22 protein-coding genes are annotated in these 23,271 nt (G+C 67.7%); 16 read left to right on the top strand and 6 right to left on the bottom strand.

All coding sequences use genetic code 11. From position 1 onward, the window contains the following. Positions 1-121: 121 nt before the first annotated feature. The 12 genes from bioA (at position 122) to BLR29_RS06315 (ending at position 11,695) form a co-directional block, all read left to right on the top strand. Positions 122-1,573, top strand: a complete 1,452-nt coding sequence (bioA, locus tag BLR29_RS06260) for an adenosylmethionine--8-amino-7-oxononanoate transaminase (protein ID WP_092135554.1) — start codon at positions 122-124, stop codon at positions 1,571-1,573. Continuing rightward, positions 1,563-2,804 (top strand): 8-amino-7-oxononanoate synthase, encoded by a 1,242-nt coding sequence (gene bioF, locus BLR29_RS06265; protein WP_092135556.1) that lies wholly within the window; start codon positions 1,563-1,565, stop codon positions 2,802-2,804. Before bioA ends, bioF begins: the two co-directional genes overlap by 11 nt. Further along, the gene (bioD, locus tag BLR29_RS06270; RefSeq protein WP_255371122.1) at positions 2,801-3,568 is read left to right on the top strand and encodes a dethiobiotin synthase; all 768 of its coding nucleotides are present in this window, start codon (positions 2,801-2,803) and stop codon (positions 3,566-3,568) included. The genes bioF and bioD overlap by 4 nt, the downstream gene beginning before the upstream one ends. A gap of 18 nt (positions 3,569-3,586) precedes the next feature. Then, entirely contained in the window at positions 3,587-4,627 is a 1,041-nt protein-coding gene (bioB, locus tag BLR29_RS06275) for a biotin synthase BioB (RefSeq protein WP_092136595.1), read from the top strand. Positions 4,628-4,684: 57 nt separating this feature from the next. Continuing rightward, positions 4,685-6,718 (top strand): acetyl/propionyl/methylcrotonyl-CoA carboxylase subunit alpha, encoded by a 2,034-nt coding sequence (locus tag BLR29_RS06280; protein WP_092135557.1) that lies wholly within the window; start codon positions 4,685-4,687, stop codon positions 6,716-6,718. A gap of 127 nt (positions 6,719-6,845) precedes the next feature. Further along, positions 6,846-7,787, top strand: coding sequence for a 2-hydroxyacid dehydrogenase (locus tag BLR29_RS06285; RefSeq protein WP_092135559.1), 942 nt, complete (start codon positions 6,846-6,848; stop codon positions 7,785-7,787). 109 nt (positions 7,788-7,896) lie between these two features. Then, positions 7,897-8,829 (top strand): hydroxymethylglutaryl-CoA lyase, encoded by a 933-nt coding sequence (locus BLR29_RS06290; protein WP_092135560.1) that lies wholly within the window; start codon positions 7,897-7,899, stop codon positions 8,827-8,829. Between the two features lie 36 nt (positions 8,830-8,865). Next, entirely contained in the window at positions 8,866-9,375 is a 510-nt protein-coding gene (locus BLR29_RS06295; RefSeq protein WP_092135562.1) for a YbaK/EbsC family protein, read from the top strand. Continuing rightward, positions 9,372-9,836: a thioesterase family protein gene (locus BLR29_RS06300; protein ID WP_092135563.1), complete on the top strand. Its 465-nt coding sequence runs from the start codon at positions 9,372-9,374 to the stop codon at positions 9,834-9,836. The genes BLR29_RS06295 and BLR29_RS06300 overlap by 4 nt, the downstream gene beginning before the upstream one ends. Before the next feature lie 43 nt (positions 9,837-9,879). Continuing rightward, positions 9,880-10,197: a DUF1289 domain-containing protein gene (locus BLR29_RS06305; RefSeq protein ID WP_092136597.1), complete on the top strand. Its 318-nt coding sequence runs from the start codon at positions 9,880-9,882 to the stop codon at positions 10,195-10,197. Continuing rightward, positions 10,194-11,123 (top strand): MBL fold metallo-hydrolase, encoded by a 930-nt coding sequence (locus BLR29_RS06310; RefSeq protein ID WP_092135564.1) that lies wholly within the window; start codon positions 10,194-10,196, stop codon positions 11,121-11,123. The genes BLR29_RS06305 and BLR29_RS06310 overlap by 4 nt, the downstream gene beginning before the upstream one ends. 20 nt (positions 11,124-11,143) lie before the next feature. After that, entirely contained in the window at positions 11,144-11,695 is a 552-nt protein-coding gene (locus tag BLR29_RS06315; RefSeq protein WP_255371123.1) for a GNAT family N-acetyltransferase, read from the top strand. 89 nt (positions 11,696-11,784) lie between these two features. On the opposite strand, the gene BLR29_RS06320 is transcribed toward BLR29_RS06315, so the two are convergent. The 6 genes from BLR29_RS06320 to BLR29_RS06345 form a co-directional block, all read right to left on the bottom strand. After that, positions 11,785-13,929, bottom strand: a complete 2,145-nt coding sequence (locus BLR29_RS06320) for a TonB-dependent receptor (RefSeq protein WP_092135566.1) — start codon at positions 13,927-13,929, stop codon at positions 11,785-11,787. Positions 13,930-14,084: 155 nt separating this feature from the next. Then, complete coding sequence (locus tag BLR29_RS06325; RefSeq protein WP_092135567.1) at positions 14,085-14,546, bottom strand: hypothetical protein; 462 nt, start codon at positions 14,544-14,546, stop codon at positions 14,085-14,087. Beyond that, a complete protein-coding gene (locus tag BLR29_RS06330; protein ID WP_092135569.1) occupies positions 14,536-15,750 on the bottom strand; it encodes a GTP-binding protein in 1,215 nt (404 codons plus the stop codon). Before BLR29_RS06330 ends, BLR29_RS06325 begins: the two co-directional genes overlap by 11 nt. 274 nt (positions 15,751-16,024) lie before the next feature. Beyond that, positions 16,025-16,444 carry an RNA polymerase-binding protein DksA gene (dksA, locus tag BLR29_RS33185; protein WP_092135570.1) on the bottom strand — a complete coding sequence of 140 codons (420 nt, stop codon included), beginning with the start codon at positions 16,442-16,444 and terminating at the stop codon, positions 16,025-16,027. 623 nt (positions 16,445-17,067) lie between these two features. Continuing rightward, the gene (locus tag BLR29_RS06340) at positions 17,068-18,141 is read right to left on the bottom strand and encodes a CobW family GTP-binding protein (protein ID WP_092136600.1); all 1,074 of its coding nucleotides are present in this window, start codon (positions 18,139-18,141) and stop codon (positions 17,068-17,070) included. A 41-nt stretch (positions 18,142-18,182) separates the two neighbouring features. After that, a complete protein-coding gene (locus BLR29_RS06345) occupies positions 18,183-18,698 on the bottom strand; it encodes a Fur family transcriptional regulator (protein ID WP_092136601.1) in 516 nt (171 codons plus the stop codon). Between the two features lie 142 nt (positions 18,699-18,840). Between BLR29_RS06345 and BLR29_RS06350 the strand changes: the two genes are divergently transcribed. The 4 genes from BLR29_RS06350 to hslU all read left to right on the top strand — a co-directional run bounded on the left by BLR29_RS06350 (position 18,841) and on the right by hslU (position 23,200). Continuing rightward, a complete protein-coding gene (locus BLR29_RS06350) occupies positions 18,841-19,740 on the top strand; it encodes an alpha/beta fold hydrolase (protein ID WP_092135572.1) in 900 nt (299 codons plus the stop codon). A gap of 232 nt (positions 19,741-19,972) precedes the next feature. After that, on the top strand, positions 19,973-20,959 hold the full coding sequence (locus tag BLR29_RS06355; protein ID WP_092135574.1) for a tripartite tricarboxylate transporter substrate-binding protein: 987 nt from the start codon (positions 19,973-19,975) through the stop codon (positions 20,957-20,959). Positions 20,960-21,244: 285 nt separating this feature from the next. After that, positions 21,245-21,781, top strand: a complete 537-nt coding sequence (gene hslV / locus BLR29_RS06360) for an ATP-dependent protease subunit HslV (RefSeq protein ID WP_019450633.1) — start codon at positions 21,245-21,247, stop codon at positions 21,779-21,781. A gap of 87 nt (positions 21,782-21,868) precedes the next feature. Further along, positions 21,869-23,200 (top strand): ATP-dependent protease ATPase subunit HslU, encoded by a 1,332-nt coding sequence (gene hslU, locus BLR29_RS06365; RefSeq protein WP_092135575.1) that lies wholly within the window; start codon positions 21,869-21,871, stop codon positions 23,198-23,200. Positions 23,201-23,271 lie beyond the last annotated feature (71 nt).

Below are 23,271 nucleotides of genomic sequence, written 5' to 3' on the forward strand. Positions count from 1 at the left end.
GGTTTGCCAAGTCCACAGGGACCTTCCTACCATGAGCCTCCCCAATCCGTTCGCCCTGCAAGCGCACCCCGGCACAGCCGGGCGTGACGCCTGCGCGGACGGTCAACAAAGGAGGGTCCCCTTGGAACACCTTTCCCCATTACCGACAGGCGGCGACGCGTCCCTGGCGGCGCGCAGCCAGCGCGCCGTCTGGCACCCGTGCACGCGCCTGCGCCCCGACGCCGGCGCCAACGAGCCGCCGCTGGCGATCGCGCGCGGCGAGGGTCCGTGGCTGGTCGACACCGGCGGCAAACGGTACTTCGACGCCATCAGCTCATGGTGGGTCAACCTGTTTGGCCACGCCAACCCGGCCATCAACGCCGCGCTCACCGCACAACTGCAAACGCTGGAACACGTGATGCTGGCCGGCTGCACGCATGCGCCCGCCGTCGAGCTGGCCGAGCGGCTCTCCGCGCTGACCGGCGGCGCGCTCGGCAATACGTTCTACGCGTCCGATGGCGCGTCGGCGGTGGAGATCGCGCTCAAGATGAGCTTCCACTACTGGCGCAACACCGGCCTGCCGGCCAAGCGCGAGTTCGTGTGCCTGCGCCACGGCTATCACGGCGAGACCGTTGGCGCGCTGGCGGTGACCGACGTCGAGATCTTCCGCGATGCCTATGACGCGCTGACCCGGCGTGCGCACGTGGTGATGTCGCCGGATGCCCGCCAGGCCGCCCCCGGCGAATCCGCGGCCGGCGTGGCCGCGCGCGCGCTGGTCGAACTCGAGGCGCTGTTGCGCGAGCATGCCGGCCAGATCGCCGCGCTGATCGTCGAACCGCTGGTGCAGGGCGCGGCGGGCATGGCGATGTACGACCCGTTGTACCTCGAAGGCGCACGCGCGTTGTGCGACCGCTACCGCGTACACCTGATCGCCGACGAGATCGCCGTGGGCTGCGGCCGCACTGGCACGTTCTTCGCCTGGGAGCAGGCACGCGCGGGTGATCCCCTGCCCGCGCACGCGTGGCCCGATTTCCTGTGCCTCTCCAAAGGCATCAGCGGCGGCTACCTGCCGTTGTCGCTGGTGTTGTCGCGTCCGGAGATCCAGCGCGCGTTCGTTGCCGACGACATCGCGCGCAGCTTCCTGCATTCGCATTCGTACACCGGCAATCCGCTGGCCTGCCGCGCAGCGCTGGCCACGCTGGACCTGTTCGAATCGGAAGACGTGATCGCCCGCAACCGCGACCGCGCGCAATGGCTGGCCGACGCGATGGCCCCCCTGGCCGCCGATCCGCGCGTGACGCACGTGCGCCAGCGCGGCATGATCTGGGCCGCCGATATCGATGCGGACGCCGCCGGCGCGGACTTTGCCGCGCGCTTCCATCTGGCGGCGCGCGAGCGCGGCGTACTGGTGCGGCCGATCGGCACCACGCTGTATGTGATGCCGCCGTATGTGTTCGACGCTGCGCTGGCGCAGTGGCTGGGTGATCAGTTGCTGTCCACGCTGCACGCCGTGGCAGGCCCGCTTGGTGCATCGCCGCTTGGGGCATCCCCGCTCGGTGCATCCCCGATCCAGGAGGTGCGCCATGCTGCTTGAACACCTGACACGCGCCGCCGCGGAGCGCGAAGCCCAGTCGCTCACGCGCCGCCGCCGCATTGCGCATACGGCCTGCGCGCCGCACCAGTCGGTCGGCGGGATCGATGCCACCCCCACGCCGCTGCTGACGTTCTGCAGCAACGACTACCTGGGGCTGGCCAACCATCCGTCCATCGCCAACGCGCTCGCCGAGGGCGCCTATCGCTATGGCGCGGGCAGTGGCGCATCTCACCTGGTCAGCGGCCATTCGCTGGCCCACGCGCAACTCGAGCACGTGCTGGCACGCTGGATGGCGCCGTTCATCCCGCAGGCGCAGGCGCTGTACTTCTGCACGGGCTACATGGCCAACCTCGCGGTGCTGACGTCGCTGGGGACGGCTGGCGCCACGCTGTTCTGCGAAACGCTGAATCACGCCTCGCTGATCGATGGCGCACGGCTTGCGCGCGCCGACGTGCAACGCTACCCGCACGGCGACACCGGCGCGCTGGACGCCCTGCTGGCTGCCAGCCAGAGCCCGCTCAAGCTGATCGTCACCGACAGCGTATTCAGCATGGACGGCGACATGGCGCCGATGGCGGCGCTGCTGGCGCTGGCCGAACGCCACGACGCGTGGATCATCGTCGACGACGCGCATGGCTTCGGCGTGCTCGGCGAGAACGGTCGCGGCGTGCTGGAGCATCTGGGCCTCGCCTCGGAGCGTTTTGTCTATATCGGCACGCTGGGCAAGGCGGCCGGCGTGGCGGGGGCCTTCGTGGCCGCGCACGCGACGATCGTCGAGCACCTGGTCAACACCGCGCGTCCCTATATCTACACGACGGCCGCGCCACCGGCCGTGGCGCATGCGTTGCTGACCAGCCTCGGCATCATCGACGGCGAGGAAGGCCGCAGCCGTCGCGCGCACCTGGCCGAGCTGATTGCGCAACTGCGCGACGGGCTGGGCCGGCTGGCCGCGCAGGCGGGCTGGACCCTTGGCGACAGCGAAACCGCCATCCAGCCGCTGATCGTTGGCGACAACGCCGCCGCGCTGGCCTTGTCGGCGGCGCTCGAGGCCGACGGCATCCGCGTGGGCGCCATCCGCCCGCCTACCGTGCCAGCGGGCACCGCGCGACTGCGGATCACGCTGTCGGCATCGCATACGGCCGAGGATGTGCAGCGGCTGCTCGATGCGGTGGCGCGCGCCGTGCCGGGTGCCAGCGATATTGCTGGCATTTCCGACAGGGAGGCCGCATGAGCGCCATCGACAACATGCCGCCCCGCTTTGCCTGTTTTGTCACCGGCACCGACACGGGCGTCGGCAAGACGCACGCCACGGCCACGCTGCTGCATGCGCTGCATGACGCCGGCTACAGCACGGTGGGCATGAAGCCCGTGGCCAGTGGGGGCGAATGGCTCGACGAGCGCTGGCAGAACGACGACGTGGAGCAGCTACGCGCGGCGTGCTCGGTCATCGTGCCGCAGGAGGAGATGTGCCCGTTCCTGTTGCGCACGCCGGTGTCGCCGCACCTGGCCGCCGCCATGGAAGGTGTGCGCATCACGCGCGAGCCGATCCGCGCGGCGTTCGATGCGCTGCGGCAGCGCGCGCAGGCCGTGGTGGTGGAGGGCGTGGGCGGCTTCCAGGTCCCGCTCGACGTGGGCGCGGCCCGCTGGAATACGGCGGACCTGGCCGTGATGCTCGACCTGCCCGTCGTGATGGTGGTCGGCATCCGGCTCGGCTGCCTGAACCACGCCACGCTGACTGCCGACGCGGTCCGGGCGCGCGGGCTCAGGCTGGCTGGCTGGATCGCCAACCGCATGGACCCCGACATGCTGCTGCCGCAAGAGAACATCGCCACGTTGCACGACGCGCTGGATGTGCCCTGCCTGGGCGAACTGCCCTGGCAGGTGGCGCCCGCCGTCGCCGCCAGCCATCTCGACCTCGCACCGTTGCTGGCCAGTGTGCCGCCGCAACGCCAGGCCGTGACCTCCCATACCGACGCGGCCCCGAGCCGCGCCTGAACCGAATTCGCATTGATCATGACGCAAACCACCAACACCCAGACCGTCGCCACCATTTCCGCCGAAGCCCTGCGCCAGTCGGCCCGCAACCTGCAGGCCGCCGCGCCGCAACCGGACGCCGCGTGGCGCGTCGACGACGTGGCCGCGCTGTTCGCGCTGCCGTTCAACGACCTGCTGTTCCGCGCGCAGCAAGTGCATCGCGAGCACTTCGACGCCAACACGGTGCAACTCTCCACGCTGCTGTCGATCAAGACCGGCGGCTGCGAGGAAGATTGCGGCTACTGCCCGCAAAGCGCGCACCACGATGCCGGCGTGAAGGCCGAGAAGCTGATGGCGCTGGATGAAGTGCTCGATGCCGCGCGCGCGGCCAAGGCCAACGGCGCCACGCGCTTCTGCATGGGCGCCGCCTGGCGCAGCCCGAAAGACCGCCACCTGGAGCCCGTGATCGACATGGTGCGCGAGGTGAAGGCGATGGGCCTGGAAACCTGCGTGACGCTGGGCATGCTCAAGGCCGAGCAGGCGCTGCGCCTGAAGGACGCCGGGCTGGACTACTACAACCACAACCTCGATACCTCGCCGGAGTTCTACGGCAAGATCATCGGTACGCGCACGTATCAGGACCGGCTGGACACCATCGGCCATGTGCGCGAAGCGGGCATCAACGTCTGCTGCGGCGGCATCGTCGGCATGGGCGAGACGCGCGAGGCGCGCGCCGGCCTGATCGCGCAGCTGGCCAACCTGGACCCGTACCCCGAGTCGGTACCCATCAACAACCTGGTGCAGGTGGAAGGCACGCCGCTGGCGGGCACTGCCGCGCTGGACCCGTTCGAGTTCGTCCGCACGATTGCCGTGGCACGCATCACGATGCCGCGCGCGATGGTGCGCCTGTCCGCCGGCCGCGAGGCCATGGACGAAGCGTTGCAGGCGCTGTGCTTCATGGCAGGCGCCAATTCCATTTTCTATGGCGAAAAGCTGCTGACCACCGGCAACCCGCAGGCCGACCGCGATCGCGCCCTGCTGGCTCGCCTCGACATCCGCGCGGAAGGGTATGCCGGATGACGAGTCTGCCGTGAGGTAAGCAAGCTGGCCGCCCCCCGGATATAACAAGGAGGAGCCATGTTCAACAAGATCCTGATCGCCAACCGTGGCGAGATTGCCTGCCGTGTGGCGGCCACGTGCCGCCGGCTGGGGATTCGCACGGTGGCCGTCTACTCGGATGCGGACGCGGATGCCCGGCACGTGGCGTTCTGCGACGAGGCCGTGCATATCGGCGGCCCCGCCGCGCGCGACAGCTACCTGCGCGCGGACCACATCATCGAGATGGCGAGGGCAACCGGCGCCCAGGCAATTCACCCGGGCTACGGCTTCCTGTCCGAGAACGAGGCGTTCGCCGAAGCGTGCGCCGCCGCCGGGCTGGCCTTCATCGGGCCGCCGGCATCGGCCATCCACGCGATGGGCAGCAAGAGCGCGGCCAAGCAGTTGATGGAAAAGGCCGCGGTGCCGCTGGTGCCCGGCTATCACGGCGAGGATCAGGACCCCGCGCTGCTGCGCCGCGAGGCGGACCGCATCGGCTACCCGGTGCTGCTCAAGGCCAGCGCGGGCGGCGGCGGCAAGGGCATGCGCGTGGTGGAATCGGGCGACGGCTTCGAGGCCGCGCTGGCGTCCGTCAAGCGCGAGGCATCGGCCAGCTTCGGCGACGACAAGGTGCTCGTCGAGAAATACCTGACCCGTCCGCGCCACATCGAGATCCAGGTCTTTGCCGATACCCACGGCAACTGCGTCTACCTGTTCGAGCGCGACTGCTCGGTGCAGCGCCGTCACCAGAAGGTGCTGGAGGAAGCCCCCGCGCCGGGCATGACCGAGGATCGCCGCCGCGCGATGGGCGAGGCCGCGGTGGCCGCCGCCAAGGCGGTTGGCTACGTCGGCGCCGGCACGGTGGAGTTCATCGCCAACCAGGATGGTTCGTTCTACTTCATGGAGATGAACACCCGCCTGCAGGTGGAGCACCCCGTCACCGAGATGATCACGGGGCAGGACCTCGTGGAATGGCAACTGCGCGTGGCGGCGGGCGAGGCGCTGCCGCTGACGCAGGACCAGTTGCAGATCAGCGGCCACGCGCTGGAGGCGCGCATCTACGCCGAGAACCCCGACAAGCAATTCCTGCCGTCGACGGGCACGCTGCGCTTCCTGCGCACGCCGCCGGCGGTGCAGTTCATGCGCGGCGGCGACGCCCACGGCCCGGCTGGCGTGCGGATCGATGCCGGCGTGCGCGAAGGCGACACCATCAGTCCGTTCTATGACCCGATGATCGCCAAGCTGATCGTCTGGGGGCGCGACCGCGACGAGGCGCTGGCCCGCATGGCCCAGGCGCTGGCCAGCTATCACGTGGTGGGGCTGTCGACCAACGTTGCATTCCTGCAGCGGCTGGTGAAGTCCGAAGCGTTCCGGACGGCGGATCTCGACACCGGCCTGATCGAGCGCAACCAGGCCGTGTTGTTCCCGCCGCAGAAGTCGGTCGGCATCGAGTCCATCTCGCTGGCCGTCGCCGCGCTGGTCGAGCGCGACATCCGCACGCGCCATATCGACGCGGCGGACCGGAATTCGCCGTGGACCCACGCGGGCGCATGGCGCCTGAACGGCCGCGATACGCGCACGCTGCACTTCACGTGCGGCGGCAGCAAGCTCGAGGTCGTGCTGAAGGACGACACGCGCCGCAGCACGCTGATCTATGCCGACCAGGCGGCGCCGTTCGCGTACACCTTCAATGCCGACGATATCCGCGTGGACCTGGGCACACGCCGCACGCACGGCCAGGTCCATGTGGAGGGCGACACGTTCCACGTCTTCACCGCCGGGCGCCATACGGTGCTGGAGTGGCAGGACCCGCTGTCCCACGCCGGGGAATCCGAAGGCGAAGGCGGCAAGCTCACCGCGCCGATGCCCGGCAAGGTCATCGCCGTGATGGTCGAGCCGGGCAGCACCGTCACGCGCGGCACGCCGCTGCTGGTGATGGAAGCGATGAAGATGGAGCACACCATCAGCGCGCCGGCCGACGGCGTGGTGAGCGAGGTGCTCTACGGGGTGGGCGAGCAAGTGGCGGAAGGCGCGCAACTGCTGGCATTCGCGGTAGGCGACACCGCACCGGCCTGATCGCGCGGGAACCGGTGGGAGGTGGGGCGTCCGCCATGCGGAACACCGTCCCGCAATCCCACCGCTTCGCGCCGACCTCTGCCAAAATGCACTGTATCAACGTCCCCCGAAGAGAACTGGAGTCGAGATGAAGTTGCAGTTGTACGTGCCGGATGGCCGCTATGAGCCGTGGATCGAAGGGTTCGCCGAAGTGTTGCCCGAGGCGCAATGCCTCAAGTGGGAAGAGAGCCAGGGCCAGGCTGCCGACTACGCCGTGGTGTGGCGCCCGCCGCTGGAAATGCTGCGCGGCCGCAAGGACCTGAAAGCCGTCTTCAATCTCGGCGCCGGCGTGGATGGCATCCTGAAGCTGCGCGACAGCGATCCGGATGCGCTGCCGGCGGGCGTGCCCATCGTGCGACTCGATGACGCCGGCATGGCCGCGCAGATGGCGGAGTACGTCGCCGCCGCCGTGCTGCGTTATTTCCGCAAGCTCGACGCCTACGACACGCAGGAGAAGGCCGGCACGTGGAAATTCCTCAAGCCGCACCGTCGCGCCGACTTCACGATCGGCGTGATGGGCATCGGCGCATTGGGGACGCACATCGCCCGCACGTTGGCCGGCTTCGGCTTTCCGGTGCGCGGCTGGAGCCGCTCGCCGAAGACCGTGGAAGGCGTGCAGTCGTTCCACGGCGAGGAAGGCCAGGCGGCATTCCTCGGCGGTTTGCGCGTGCTCGTCAACGTGTTGCCGCTGACGCCGGATACCGAGGACCTCATCGACACCGGATTGCTGTATCGCCTGGCGCGCGGTGCCTACGTGGTCAACGTGGCACGCGGCCAGCATCTGGTGGAAGAAGACTTGCTGGCTGCAGTGCAGGAAGGACAGATCGCGGGCGCCACGCTCGACGTGTTCCGCAAGGAGCCGCTGCCGGCCGATCATCCGTTCTGGCAGGAGCCGCGCATCACCATTACGCCGCATATCTCGGCACTGACGCTGCGCGAAGACAGCATCGCCCAGATTGCCGGCAAGATTCACGCGCTGGCCGAAGGCAAGCCGATCGCCGGCATCGTGGATCTGGCGCGCGGGTATTGAATATTGGTTTGATAAAAATGGAGGCGTGGCCGGAGTGAAGGGACGCCGTGCCGGCCGGTGCGAGGCCGGCCGGAATGCTCCCGACGCAGCACCGCCCAAGGAGACAGTCATGAATCTGCCCCAGTACGTGAAGATCGTGGAAGTGGGTCCGCGCGATGGCCTCCAGAACGAAAAGGCGATGGTGCCCACCGACGTCAAGGTCGCGCTGGTCAACCAGCTGACCGACGCAGGTTTCGTCAACATCGAGGCCGCATCGTTCGTGTCGCCCAAGTGGGTGCCGCAGATGGCCGATGGCGCGGATGTGATGGCGCGCATCCAGCGCCGCCCCGGCACGCTGTACTCGGTGCTGACGCCCAATATGAAGGGCTTCGAGGGCGCCGTGGCGGCCGGGGCCGACGAGGTGGTGATCTTCAGCGCCGCCAGCGAGGCGTTCTCGCAGAAGAACATCAATTGCTCGATCGCCGAGTCGATCGCGCGCTTTGCGCCTGTCGCGGCCGCGGCCAAGGAGGCCGGCGTGCGCCTGCGCGGCAGCATCTCGTGCTCGCTCGGCTGCCCGTATCAGGGCGAGGTGCCGGTGAGCGCCGTGATCGATGTGGTGCGCCGCATGCGCGAACTCGGCTGCGACGAGATCGACATCGCCGACACGATTGGCGTGGGTACGCCGGGCAAGGTGCAGGACGTGATGCGCGCGGCGGTGGCGGAGTTTCCGATCGACCGGCTGTCGGGCCACTTCCACGATACCTACGGGCAGGCGCTGTCCAACATCCTGGCCAGCCTGGAGGTCGGCATCGGCATCTTCCACGCCTCCGTGGCGGGGCTGGGCGGCTGCCCGTACGCGAAGGGCGCGACCGGCAACGTGGCGACCGAGGACGTGCTGTACATGCTGCACGGCATGGGCTTGCATACCGGCATCGACCTTGAAGCCGTGGTGCGCACCGGCGACTACATCTCGCAGGCCATCGGCCGCCCGAACAACTCGCGCGTGGGACGCGCGTTGCTGACCAAGTGGGCCGCCGCCGGCGACGCGGCGGTCTGCGCGTGAAGTCGTCACGCGAGCATACATAAGGAGAACCCGACGATGAGCGAAACGACCGTGCTCCCCGATGCCGCGCAGCGCGTGGCGGACCTGCTGGCTGGTATCGGCCATGACCGCCCGGTGGTGATGCTGCCGGCCACCGGCAAGACCTCGGCGGAAGCGGCCGCCGGGCTGGGTTGCAGCGTGGCCGAGATCGCCAAGTCGATCATCTTCCGCCGCGTGGCGGATGACGTGCCGGTGCTGGTGATCGCCAGCGGCAGTAATCGCGTGGACGAGGCCAAGGTGGCCGCGCGCGTGGGCGCGCTGGGCAAGGCCGACGCGAAGTTCGTGCGCGAGAAGACTGGCTATGCGATTGGCGGCGTCTGCCCGATCGGCCACGCCGTGAAGCCGGTGATGCTGCTGGACCAGGACCTGTTCCGGTATGACAGCCTGTGGGCGGCCGCCGGCCATCCGCACGCGGTGTTCAACCTGACGCCGCAGCAACTGCAGGTGATGACTGGGGCCGAGGTGGCCGATGTTGCGCTGGGCGTGACGCAGGGAGCCGCGCAATGAGCCAGGCGGAGGGCGAGCCGATCGGCGCCGCGAACGCGCGGGGCCTGCGTCCCGGCCTGCGGTTCGAGTGGCAGTATGTGGTGCCGCCCAAGGCTACCGTGCCCAATCTCTATGACGACATCCCGGGCTGCGCGGACATGCCCGATGTGCTCGCCACGGGCTACATGGTCGGCATCATGGAATGCGCCTGCCTGCAGATGCTGCGCGAGCACATGGACTGGCCGCGCGAGCAATCGCTCGGCACGCTGGTCAACTTCACGCATCTGGCCGCCACGCCGCCCGGCATGACCGTCACGGTCAAGGGCGAACTGGTGGCCGTGGAAGGCCGCAAGGTGCGGTTTGCCCTGACGGCGTGGGACGGCGAAGACAAGATTTCGGAAGGCGTGCACGAGCGTCACCTGATCGACCCGGCGCGCTTCAACGACAAGATCGCGGCCAAGGTCGGCCGCATGAAAGGCTGACGTGATGGCTTGCATGACGCCCGCCACACCGGATGCACCGGATATGCCGGAGACACCCGAGGCGCCCGGCACCCCCGATACCCTCGACACCCCGGCCCGGCGCCGGCTGCATGCCGACCTGATCCGTGGCGCCGCCGCGGCCCAGCGGGCGGAGCCGGTGCCGTCGCCGTGCCGCAACGTATGCAAGATGGACGCGGCACGACTCTATTGCGAAGGGTGCCTGCGTACGATTCCCGAGATCGCCGGCTGGTCGAAGGCCGATGACGCGGAACGCCGGCGCATCTGGCAACTGCTGCCCGATCGCCTGGCGCCGCGCGGCGCGCAGGCTGTGCCCGGGAGCGTACCGGGGAGCGCCGCATGACCACGCCGGCGCAACTGCCCGCCACGATGCGTGTGTTCGAGCGTGGCTGGCTGTCGGCCAACAACGTGCTGTTCATCGACGACCAAACCGGCGAGGCCGCGCTCGTCGACAGCGGCTACGTGACGCATGCCGGGCAGACCGAGGCCTTGGTGGAATCGGCGCTCGATGGCCGGCCCCTGCATCGGCTGATCAATACCCATCTCCACTCGGATCACTGCGGCGGCAATGCGCAGCTGCAAGCGCGCTGGCACCCGCGCACGTGGATTCCCGCCGCCGACGCCGCTGCGGTATCGGCCTGGGACGAGGACGCACTCAGCTACAAGGCCACCGGCCAGCAGTGCCAGCGCTTCACCTTCGATGCCGTCCTGCACGACGGCGACCGCCTGCGCCTGGGGGGCATCGACTGGGAAGTGGTGGCCGCGCCGGGGCACGACGCGCATGCCGTGATGTTGTTCGCGCCGGGGCCGCGCATCCTGATCTCGGGCGATGCGCTGTGGGAGAACGGCTTTGGCGTGATCTTTCCCGAGCTCGATGGCGAGAGCGGGTTTGACGAACAGGCCGCCGTGCTCGACCGCATCGATACGCTCGATGCCCGCATCGTCATCCCCGGCCACGGCCGCGTGTTCGACGATGTGGCGGCGGCCGTGACGCGCGCACGCGGACGGCTTGCGCATCTGCGTGGCGACGCGTTGCGCAACGCCACGCATGCCGTGAAAGTGCTGGTGAAGTTCCGGATGCTGGAGGTGCAATCGGTGTCGCGCGACGCGTTGTTTGCGTGGATGTGCGACACGCCGCTGATGCAGCGGATTCACGCGCGCTTCATGCCCGCGCAAGCGCTGGACGGGATGTTCGACCAGACGCTGCGGGGACTGGCCGGCGTGGGCGCGCTGACGCTTGACGGCGACCTCGTCGTCAACCGGGATTGAGCGGAGCGGGAGACGCGGCCATGATGCAACCGCTGCGTGGCAAGGACTTCATGTTGCGGCCATTTCGCGCGGCCGACGTGGCGCAGTTCGTCGCGGCCGTACGCGAGTCCATGGCGACCGTGGGCGTATGGATGCCCTGGGCGCGGATCGACTACAACGCCTACGACGCACAGGAATGGTTCGCGCGCTGCGACGTCAACATGGCGGACGGCAGCGCGTTCGATATCGGCGTATTTGCCCCCGATGGACGCGAGCTCTACGGCGGCGTGGCGATCAACCAGATCCGGCGCGAGGACAATCTTGGCAATCTCGGCTACTGGATTCGTCAGGGCCGCCAGCGGCAGGGCCTGGCGACCGGCGCGGCGACGATGATGGCGTGCCACGGCTTCCACGGACTGGGGCTGACGCGGCTGGAGATCGTGGCGGCCGAGGCTAACCTGGCGAGCCGTGGTGTGGCGGAGCGGGTTGGCGCGCAGTTCGAATGCATCGCGCGAAACCGGCTGATCCTGCGCGGCAGGCCGATTGCGGCGGCCGTGTATTCGCTGGTGCCGGAGTCATTCGGCGGCATTTGATACGCAGCCTGCCGATGCCGGATGTCCTCTCCCGCATGGCGGGAGAGGACTGGGGCGCCCGGCATGGCGGTGCTGATCGCGCTGATCCGTCAGAACGTCGTGCGCATCCCGATCTTCACACTTCGACCCGGCAGCGGCGCGATGTCACGCAGGATCGACGTGGCGCTGCGGGCTTCCGTGTTGGTGAGATTGTCGCCACGCACATACAGCAGCGTCTGCGTGCCCGACAGCTTCAGCTTGTAGGTCAGCGCCACGCCGAGCAAGGTGTAGGCATCGCTTGCGGTGTCGCCCGCGGGCACGCGGCTCTGGCGCGCGTACCAGTCGAGATTGACGCGCGCGCCCCAGGGGCCGGCGGCGTACGCCAGCGCACCGCCCAGCCGCAGCGGCGACAGGCGCGGCAGCGGCTCGCCCGTGTTGCGGTTCTCGCCATGCACGTAGTCGGCCCGCGCCTCGAAGTCGAGCGTGTCGCTCGTCGTCAGCATTTTCTGCAGCAGGCGTGTCTTGCCTTCGGCCTCGAAGCCGTACAGCGTGGCCGGCACCCCCAGGTATTGCTGCTCGGGCAGCGCGCCGTCGCTGCCGGCGGCCACCACATTGCCTTCCGCGTCGCGGAAGTTGCCCGTGTTCAGCAGCGCCAGGTAGTTCTGGAAGCGGCTGTAGTAGCCGGAGAGGCTGCCACTATGCGGCCCTTGCTTGAAGCGCACGCCGAGGTCGATCGATGTTGCGCGTTCCTTGTTCGCGTTGGGGTCGCCCACCTCGAAAGCGCCGGTGGCCAGGTGAGGGCCGTTGGCGTACAGCTCATAGAAGGTTGGCGCGCGCTCGGTGTACGACAGGTTGGTCGTCACGGACCAGACCGGGTTCAGCTTGTACAGCAGGCCGGCCGACGCGCTGCCGGCGTTGAAGCTGCGGTCGGCATCGGTGAAGCGGTCGTTGCCATTGGCGCTGGCCTTGACGCTGCTGTGGTCGAGCCGTCCGCCCAGATTGAGCTTGAGGTCGCCCGATGCCGTCAGCGGCAGTTCCTCGAAGACGAACAGCGCGGCGTTGTCGGTGGTGGTGCTCGGCACGAACGCTTCCTCGCCGAGCGCCGAAAAATCGGTGTGGCCGAACTGCGTGCCGATCACGCCGGTCATGTTGCCGATCTTGCCGTGCGTGGCTTCCAGGCGCGCATCCCAGCCGTGATTCTTGAACGTGGTGCCGGTGACGCCGTCTTCGATTTCGCGGTGCTCGTAGTCGGTGTAGTTGAACTTGCCCTTCACCGATTCGATGACCCCGCCAGTGGTGCCGGCCAGGTTGCGCGCCTCACCCTCCAGCGCAAACCGGTCCTGGCGCATCTTGATGCGCGCGGCTTCCTCAGCCGGCGTGCCGTAGTCGTTGCGATAGGTCGAGTAGTTGGCGCCGACGAAGCCGTCCGCCCACGTGTAGGAGCCGCCCATCGAGCCGCCTTCCTGGTGGGCGTTGGTGTTCGGGATCTTGCCGTAGGCCTCGGTTTCGCCCTCGGGCAGCGGTTGCGTCGCGCGCAGGTTGCCGCTGCGGGCAAAGCCGGGGATGCGCAGGTCGCTGGTCTGGCGGACGAAGGCGTCGGCGTGCACCGCGAACTTGCCGTTGCCGGCCTCGATCAGGCCGCTGGCGTTGCGGCCCTTGTCGCCGCCGATGGTGCCGCTCACGTCCGTGGCGCCGGACACACCCGTGATGGGGTCCCTCGGAATCCGGTTGTCGATCACATTGACCACGCCGCCCAGCGCGCTGCCGCCGTACATCAGCGCCGCCGGTCCGCGGACGACTTCGATTTTTTCCGCCACGAGCGGGTCGATCGGCACCGCGTGGTCATAGGACAGCGTCGAGGCGTCCAGCGTGGAGCCACCGTTCTGCAGCACCTTGATGCGGTCGCCGTCCAGCCCGCGGATGGCCGGGCGGCTGGCGTTGGGGCCGAAGTAGCTGGACGCCACGCCGGGCAGGCTGTTCAGCGTTTCGCCGAGCGTGCTGGTCTGGCGCACGGCCAGCGCATCGCCGCCGAGGGTGGAGACCGGTGCGACCATGTCGTTGAGGTCGCTGCCCAGCGGATTGGCGGTGACGACGACTTCCTTGAGTGTCTGGGGTGCCGGGGCCTTGGCATCGGCTGGCGGCGTGGCGTCCTGGGCCACGGCGTGGGACGACAGGCTGGCGCTGACGATCAGGGCGGCGACGGCCGCCAGCGGGGTGCGGCGCACCGCCGGGGAGAGAGTGGGATTCGAGAACATGGCTCGCGATTCGAATTCGGAAGGCGAGCGCCCGGCTGATGGCGCGACGTGCCCCGGTACTCGGACCGGCGCATGGCGATATGGCGAATCATCAGGTGGGCGCTGCGCAAGACAGGCGGATGGGCGGCGTCAGGCCGCCATCCGCGCTCAGGCAATCAAACGAAGGCGGGCGAGGCAGGCGGGGCGCGCGTGTGGAAAGGGCGCGCGGCGGGAAGATCTGGCCAGCGCCAGGCCAGGCTGGCCGGCTTGACCGGTTTGCCGAAGGCAAGCAGCGGCAGGGTGAATGTGTCGACGTGACTGTCGGCGATGGTCGCGCCGTCGAACAGCACGCAGGAGTGCAGGCCGAGTTTCAGCGACAGCGGCTCGGCATGGTCTGCGTCGGTGGCATCGGACGCGATGGATGTGTCGGACGCATCCGACGCAGTGGACAATGCGGCGGCGGCCTGCGGCAGGTTCAGCAGCCCGCCGTGGACCACGCGGTGTGTCAGGCCGGCCTGTTGCGCGAGCAGCAGACACAGCACAAGCCACAACGCGGGCCAGATACCCAGGCCGCGCGAACGCCACCGGGCCAACTGGCCGGTCGGGCGAGCGTGGAGCGTACGCGACTCAGTGCCCATGTCCGCAATCGCACGGGTCGTCGCCGTGCTTATGGTCATGGTGGTCACGGCCATGCGCAGCGTCGTGATCGTGGTCGTGGTCGTGATCGTCGCCAAAGGCATCGCCCCAGTCCGGGAACGGATCGGGATAGGCGGCCCACGTCTCGGGACCGGCAGCCATTTCGGCATCGGTCAGCAGGCAGGCGTCCAGCAAGGCTTCCAGCGCGTGGGCGTTCAGCTTCTCGCCGATCAGCGCCAGTTCCTGCCGGCGGTCGCCGAACGGGGCGGGCAAGCCGTCTTCGATCATGTCGGCTTCGATGCCGGCGCGCGATGCCGCGTCGGCCGGCCATTCGTCGGCGTCGATGGCGGCCCACCAGGCACCGGCCGCGCCGGGACGGCATACCCCGCCGGCCTGGCTCCAGTCGCCGGCGATATCCATGCGGCTGGCCAGCCAGAAGATGCCCTTCGAGCGCAGCACGTCGCCGTGCTCGCGCATCCATTCGGTGTGAATCAGGTCGGCAAAGCGCTGCGGATGGAACGGGCGGCGCCGGCGATACAGCAGTGTGCCGAGTCCGGCCGCCGCAGGCACGGGTTCGCCCTGAAGCGCCGCCTGCCAGCCGGCCGCGTTGGGCGTGGCATCGATATCGAAGCGGCCGGTGTCCAGCACGCGGTCCGCCGGGACCTTGCCGTGGCTGGCCTCGACGATGTCGGCGCGCGGGTTCAGCGCATGCAGCACGGCATGCAGATGCCCCAGCTGGCCGGCGTCGACGAGGTCGATCTTGTTGACGACGATGACGTCGCAGACCTCGATCTGGTCGATCAGCACATCCACCACGGTGCGATCGTCGCCGCTATGCGCGCGAAGTCCCCGGTCCGACAGGTAGTCGGCGTCGTGATAGTCCTGCAGGAAGCGGCTGGCATCGACAACCGTGACCAGCGTGTCGAGATGGGCGACGCCAGCGGACGCGGCGCCCTGTTCGCCATGTTCGTCCTCGAACGCGAAACCCTCGGCGATGCCGAGCGGCTCGTCGGCCGGGCCGGCTTCGATGACCACGCAGTCGTGCTGGCCCGCTTGCGCGAGACGATCGACCTCCGCCAGCAAATCGCCCTCGCCGCCGAGCACGGCCACGCGCTTGCCGGGTTGGGCGAGCAGATGGTTCAGCACGGAGGTCTTGCCGGCGCCGGAGAATCCGGACAGCACAGTGACGGGCAGGCGATCGGCCATGGCGCGCGGTGAGTGGTGTAAGGGGTTATTGCAACAAAGTTGCGACTGTAGCAGAAAGCCGGCGGCGGCAACAGGTGATCGCGTCTCAAAGTGGCGCCGGCCGGTGTCTCCCAATGGTAGTGCCGTGGCCATGGCGCGACAACGACATTGGTTCGGCCATCGGCGAAGCGAGCGCGCCGGCACGCTGGCGTGCAGCGCACCCGGATCGCGCTGCACCAAAACAAAACGGCCCGGAATTCCGGGCCGTCTCGGTGCCGCCTGGGCGTGCGGGGAATCAGTCCCCGAACAGCTTCTGGCGCAGTTCGCGGCGCTGCTGGGCTTCCAGCGACAGCGTGGCGGTCGGGCGGGCCAGCAGGCGGGGCACGCCGATCGGCTCGCCGGTTTCCTCGCACCAGCCGTAGTCGCCGGATTCGATGCGCTGCAGCGACTGCTCGACCTTCTTCAGCAGCTTGCGCTCGCGGTCGCGCGTGCGCAGTTCCAGCGCGTGTTCTTCCTCGATCGTTGCGCGGTCGGCGGGATCGGGCACGATGACCGTTTCGCGCAGGTGTTCCGTGGTCTGATCGGCGTTCTTGAGAATTTCGTCGCGAAGCTGCTCAAGGCGATTCCTGAAGAAGGCAAGCTGCGCCTCGTTCATGTAATCCTTGTCGCTCATCTTCAGGATTTCAGCTTCAGTCAGAAGTTTGTTGCTGCTCATGGTTGCTGCTGATTCTCTTGTTGATGCGACCGGCGGCGTCTTCGTCCGCTCGGGTGCAGTGGCCGTCCGCTTGCGCGGCGCGGTCGTTTCACTCTGGCTGGCTGCAGTCTTGCTGCTTCGCGTGCCTCCCTTGGCCTCGCCCGCATCGGCGTGCGCCGTACTGCCGCGGGGAGCTGGCGCAGCCTTCACCGACTGCGCCTTGAGCGTCTCCGCCGCAGCGGTACCTGTCTTGCTGCGGCTTTCTTTCGTCTTTGTTGCGGCTGTCATGGGGACACCTCTCTCTACGCGTCGAAGAGTGACGGCGCTCTTGCCGAGGTACCCCAAGCGGAGGGCGGTCTCCGCACGAAGCACTGCGACCGCGCCTGCCGGCGGCCCGCCTCATGCTGACGACGACCGCCGCCCTGCAAATACGGACGGCGTCAGAAAAGGTGCGTCGCCCGCATCAAATCCGGCCTATTGTACTTGAACAAATTTTTCCGAGATATGGGAGAAAGCCGGACAACAGGCAGGAGTTTTCCCGGTACCCCTCTGGTAGGGAGGCGTGGGAGGTGTCCGGTGTCACCGCCCGACCCCGCAACAGGGGGCCGGAACGGTGCCCGCCGCACAAGCGGCGGAAGGGGCACTCAGGCCAGGCAGGCCGCCAAACCTTTCAGAATGGCGTCGCGCGGCAGGTCCACGCCGATAAAGACCATCTTGGTGCCCGGGGTTTCATCGTCCCATTTGGCGCCGACGTCGCTGCCCATCAGCTGGTGCACCCCCTGGAATACCACCTTGCGATCCACGCCTTCCATATAGAGCACGCCCTTGTAGCGCAGCAGCTTTTCGCCGTACACGGACAGGATGCCCGACAGGAACTCCTCGAGCTTGCCATAGTGGAACGGCTTGTCGCTGCGGAAGACAAACGACGCGATGCGGTCCGTATGGTGGTGATGGTGGTGGTGATCGTGCGCGTGGCCATGCCCGTGGTCATCGTCATGGTCGTGATCGTGGCCGCAGTGCTCGTCATGCACGTGGTCGTGATCATGATCGTGCTCGTCGGCGCGCAGGAAGTCGGGGTCGATCTCCAGTTTCTCGTTCAGGTTGAAGCCGCGAAGGTCGAAGATTGTCTCGATCGGGGCTTCGCCGAAGTGCGCCGTGTTGATCGGGGCGCGCGGGTTCATGTGCAGCAGGCGGTGGCGCAGGTCGGCCACGTCGCCGTCGCTGACCAGGTCGGCCTTGGTGATGAAGATGGCATCGGCGAAGCCCACCTGGCGTTGCGCCTCTTCCTGCTTGTCCAGCTGCAGGTGGGCGTGCTTGGCGTCCACCAGCGTGATCACGGCATCCAGCAGGTAGCGCGAGGCGATTTCCTCGTCCATGAAGAACGTCTGTGCCACCGGGCCCGGGTTGGCGACGCCGGTGGTTTCGATCACCACGCGGTCGAAGTCGAGCTTGCCCTCGTCGCGCTGCGTGATCAGATCGGACAACGCCTGCACCAGGTCGCCGCGGATCGTGCAGCAGATGCAGCCGTTGCTCATCTGCACGATCTGCTCGCGGCCGTCCTGCACCAGGATCTCGTTGTCGATGTTCTCTTCGCCGAACTCGTTCTCGATCACGGCGATCTTCATGCCGTGCTGCTCGGTGAGGATGCGCTTGAGCAGCGTCGTCTTGCCGCTGCCGAGGAAGCCAGTCAGGATCGTGACCGGGGTCAGTTTGGACATGTAGTTGTTCTCCGAGGAAAGCGTTTGCGCGTCCGTGCGCATCAGTGCGCTGCGTCGCCGCGAGGCTTGCCGCATTCGGCGCAGACGCCGTTGACCGTCAGTTCCACGTGCTCGACGGCAAAGCCGCTGGGCACCTTGGGCGTGACGGACGGCGCGGGCAGGCCGGCGGCTTCCAGGCAAAACGTGCGGTCGCAGCGGGTGCAATGGAAATGGCTGTGCTGGCGGTGGACTTCGGCGCGCGCGGCTTCGTGCTCGACCAGCGCGAAGCGGAACACGCGGTCGTTGCCGGCGCGCTTCTGCGCCAGGCCCTGGTCCACGAGCCAGTCCAGCACGCGATACACCGTGACGCGGTCCACCTCGCCGTCGGCCGGCAGGCGGTCGATCACGGCCTGGTGGGTCATCGCGTCCTCGGCGTCGATCAGGCAGGCGAGGATGGCCACGCGCGGCTGCGTCACCCGTGCGCCCAGCTGGCGCAGGCGTTCCTCGGCAGCGTCGAGCGTGGTGCCGGGCAGCGGGGCGCCGTTGGCGGGCGCCGGATGCGGAGTGGGACGAGTCATGCGGGCCATTTAACCATAGCCATCCGCTCGATGCAATTCAGTTGCGTAAGCAGGGTTTTGCCGGCAGCGGCAGGTGCCGATTGCGCCTATGATCGGCAGGGAGAGAATCAGTCGCCGGCCCAGGAATCGAGGAGACGATGTCATGCAGAACGACGCCAGCGCGTTGCTGTTTCCCAACTTCGAGTGGTTTCGCGTGCAGGTGGACGACGTGGAGATTGCCGGCGTGCGCGGCGGCTCCGGTCCGCCGCTGCTGCTGCTGCATGGATTTCCGCAGAGTCACCTGATCTGGCACAAGGTGGCCCCGGCGCTGGCGGACCGCTTCACGGTCATCGCCACCGACCTGCGGGGCTACGGCAGCAGTGCCGCGCCGCCGGGAAATCCGGGCCATGAGGCGTACAGCAAGCGGGCCATGGCGCACGACCAGGTGGAGGTGATGCGTCGGCTTGGCTTCAAGCGCTTTGCGCTGTGCGCGCACGACCGTGGTGCGCGCGTGGCACACCGGCTCTGCATGGATCATCCGGACAGCGTCGACCGCGCGATGTTCCTTGACATCGCCCCCACGCTGGCGATGTACGAAGCGACCAGCATGGCCTTTGCCGCCGCGTACTGGCACTGGTTCTTCCTGATCCAGCCCGCGCCGTTCCCGGAAACGCTGATCAACGCCGAGCCCGAGTTTTTCCTTGAGAAGTTGCTGGGCCTGCGGCATGCCGGGGCGAATCCCTTCGCGCCGGACGCCATGGCGGCCTACATCGCCGCGATGCGGGACCCCGCGCGCGTGCACGGGATGTGCGAGGACTATCGCGCCGCCGCCACCGTCGACCTGGAACACGACCGCGCGGACCGCGAAGCGGGGCGCAAGCTGGCGCTGCCCATGCGCGTGCTGTGGGGCGAGCACGGCGTGGTGGCGCGCTGCTTCGAGCCGCTGGCGCTGTGGCAGGCCGTCTCCGAGGATGTCTCGGGCGCCGCGCTGGCCTGCGGCCACTACGTTCCGGAAGAGGCCCCGGACGCGCTGCTGGAGGAGATGCTCGGTTTCTTCGGGTAGGCCGCATTCTCGCGGGTTACCCCCTATACCTCGTGCATGTTCGCGGTTGCTAACATCCACCTCCGGCTCCGCCTGTCGGCGGGGCCAGGCGCCGCACGGCACCCATACATCCTGCCGATGGTCATCGTGGCGATCCGATATGGATCGCACGACCGGAGCGCCCGCACGCGGCGCGCCTCCGGCGGCAGCTGCGGCGCAGGAACGGGGCATAGGGTATTCAGGAGAGACAGAGATGAAACGAGTTGCAATGAACATTGCGGCCGCGCTGGCTGTTGCAGGCGTGGGTGCTTTCACCGGGGCGCAGGCGCAGGAATATCCGGGCAACAAGCCGGTGCAGGCGGTAGTGCCGTTTGCCGCGGGTGGCCCGACCGACAAGGTGGCGCGTGAACTGACGATGGTCATGTCCAAGCATCTGGGCACGACGATCGTGATCGAGAACCTGGGCGGTGCCGGCGGCACCATCGGCGCCAAGAAAGTGGCGCAGGCCAAGGGCGATGGTTACACCATCCTGATCCACCACATCGGCATGTCCACGGCCCCGGCGCTGTACCGCAACCTGGGCTTCGATCCGCTGAAGGATTTCGAGATGGTCGGCGAGGTGGCCGACGTACCGATGGTGCTGGTGGGCAACAAGCAACTGCCGCCGGCCAACTTCAAGGACCTGGTGCCTTATATCAAGGCCAACGCCAGCAAGCTGTCGCTGGCCAACGCCGGGATCGGCTCGGCCTCGCACCTCTGCGGGCTGCTGTTCCAGAGCGCCATCCAGACCGAACTGACCACCGTGCCGTACAAGGGCACGGCGCCGGCGCTGACCGATATCCTCGGCGGCCAGGTGAACCTGATCTGCGATCAGACCACCAACATCGCCGGCCAGCTGAAGGCCAACGCGCTGAAGCCGTATGCCGCGATGCAGTCGCGCCGCGTGGAAGCGTTCAAGGACATCCCGACCGCCGCCGAGCAGGGCCTGCCGGGCGTGGAAGTGAAGATCTGGCACGCCATGTACGCGCCGAAGGGCACGCCGAAGCCGGTGATCGACAAGCTGTCGGCCGCGCTGCAGAAGGCGGTGGCCGATCCAACCTTCCGCGCCAAGATGGCTGAGCTGGGTGCGGAGGCCGTGCCGGCCCAGCGCGCCACGCCGGACTCGCTGCGCACGTTCCTGACCGCCGAAATCAACAAGTGGACGCCGGTGATCAAGAAGGCGGGTGTGTACGCCGACTGATGACCACCTGACCGGCCATTGCGCCGGCACCAGATGGACGAAAGGCCACGCAGCGATGCGTGGCCTTTTTGCATTGGCACGATGGGCGGCGCGCGTCTCCTATATTGGGGAGACACGCTGGCCGGCGGCGGGGAGGAAACCGGCCGGACTGGCCGTTGATTTCCCGGATGGAATCCCGCACTGAAACCCGCACTGAAACCCGCACGAAATCCGCTGCTGAAATGGCACTTGAAAGCGGGGCGGGTGGCGCCACCTACCGACCTGACACACACGACAGAAGGCACCATGGAACAGTATCACGGCACTACCATCGTCAGCGTTCGCCGCGGCAACCAGGTCGCGCTGGGCGGTGACGGCCAGGTCACTCTCGGCAACATCGTGATGAAGGGTACGGCCCGCAAGGTGCGGCGCATCTACAACGGCAAGGTGCTGGTCGGGTTTGCCGGCAGCACGGCCGATGCCTTCTCGCTGCTGGACCGCTTTGAAGCCAAGCTCGAGAAGTACCAGGGCAACCTGACCCGCGCCGCGGTGGACCTGGCCAAGGACTGGCGATCGGATCGCGCGCTGCGACGCCTGGAGGCGATGCTGATCACGGCCGACCGCGACACCACGCTGGTCATCACCGGCAACGGCGACGTGCTGGACCCCGAAGGCGGCATCGCGGCGATCGGGTCGGGCGGCGCCTACGCGCAGTCGGCGGCCAAGGCGCTGATCGAGAACACCGAGCTGGCGCCGAAGGACGTGGTCGAAAAGGCCCTGACCATCGCCGGCGAGCTCTGCATCTACACGAACACCAATTTCGTTATCGAGACGCTGGAATAAGCGTCGCATCGCGGGCCGCGCGCCAGCGTTGCGCGGCCGCTCCCGATTTCGACCGGACCCATCGGTCCGGCGCACTGAACGGATACCATGTCGCAAACCATGACCCCGTCGGAAATCGTTTCCGAACTCGACAAGCACATCATCGGCCAGAACAAGGCCAAGAAGGCCGTGGCCGTGGCGCTGCGCAACCGCTGGCGTCGCCAGCAGGTGGCCGACCCCCTGCGCCAGGAAATCACGCCCAAGAACATCCTGATGATCGGACCGACCGGCGTCGGCAAGACGGAGATCGCCCGCCGGCTGGCCAAGCTGGCCGACGCGCCGTTCATCAAGATCGAGGCCACCAAGTTCACGGAAGTGGGCTACGTGGGCCGCGACGTCGACACGATCGTGCGCGACCTGGCTGAGATGGCCATCAAGCAGACGCGCGAATCCGAAATGAAGAAGGTGCGCACCAAGGCCGAGGAAGCCGCCGAGGACCGCCTGCTGGATGTGCTGCTGCCGCCGCCGCGCGACATCGGCTTTGCGCAGACCGAGGACAAGGATTCCAACACGCGCCAGGTCTTCCGCAAGAAGCTGCGCGAAGGCCAGCTCGACGACAAGGACATCGAGCTCGAAGTGGCCGCCGGCCTGCCGAGCATGGACATCATGGGTCCGCCGGGCATGGAAGACATGACCGAGCAGATCCGCACGATGTTCGCCGGCCTGGGCCAGGGCAAGAAGCATCGCCGCAAGCTGAAGGTGAAGGAAGCCTTCAAGCTGCTGATCGACGAAGAGGCGGCCAAGCTCGTCAATGAAGAGGAGCTCAAGCACAAGGCCATCGCCAACGTGGAGCAGAACGGCATCGTGTTCCTGGACGAGATCGACAAGATCGCCAGCCGCAGCGAGATCGGCGGTGGCGAGGTGTCGCGCCAGGGTGTGCAGCGCGACCTGCTGCCGCTGGTGGAAGGCACGACGGTGAGCACCAAGTACGGCATGATCCGGACCGACCACATCCTGTTCATCGCGTCGGGCGCGTTCCATCTTTCCAAGCCGAGCGACCTGATTCCCGAACTGCAGGGCCGCTTCCCGATTCGCGTCGAGCTGGAATCGCTGTCCGTGCAGGACTTCGAGGCCATCCTCACGCAGACCGATGCGAGCCTGACCAAGCAATACCAGGCGCTGCTGAAGACGGAAGAGGTAGAGCTGCTGTTCGCGCCGGATGGTATCCGCCGGCTGGCGGAGATCGCGTTCTCGGTGAACGAGAAGGTTGAGAACATCGGCGCGCGCCGCCTGTACACGGTGATGGAACGTCTGCTGGAAGACCTGTCGTTCCACGCGACGAAGTCGTCGGGCGAGACGGTGACGATCGATGCCAAGTATGTCGACGAGCGGTTGGGCGATCTGGCCGGCAATGAGGATTTGTCGCGCTACGTTCTCTAACTCGCTGACGCGCGCGATCACGCGCAAAGAAAAAGAGCCGGACATCTGTCCGGCTCTTTTTTTGTCTTGCG

The organism is Cupriavidus sp. YR651 (genome assembly GCF_900101625.1).
Taxonomy (GTDB): Bacteria; Pseudomonadota; Gammaproteobacteria; order Burkholderiales; family Burkholderiaceae; genus Cupriavidus.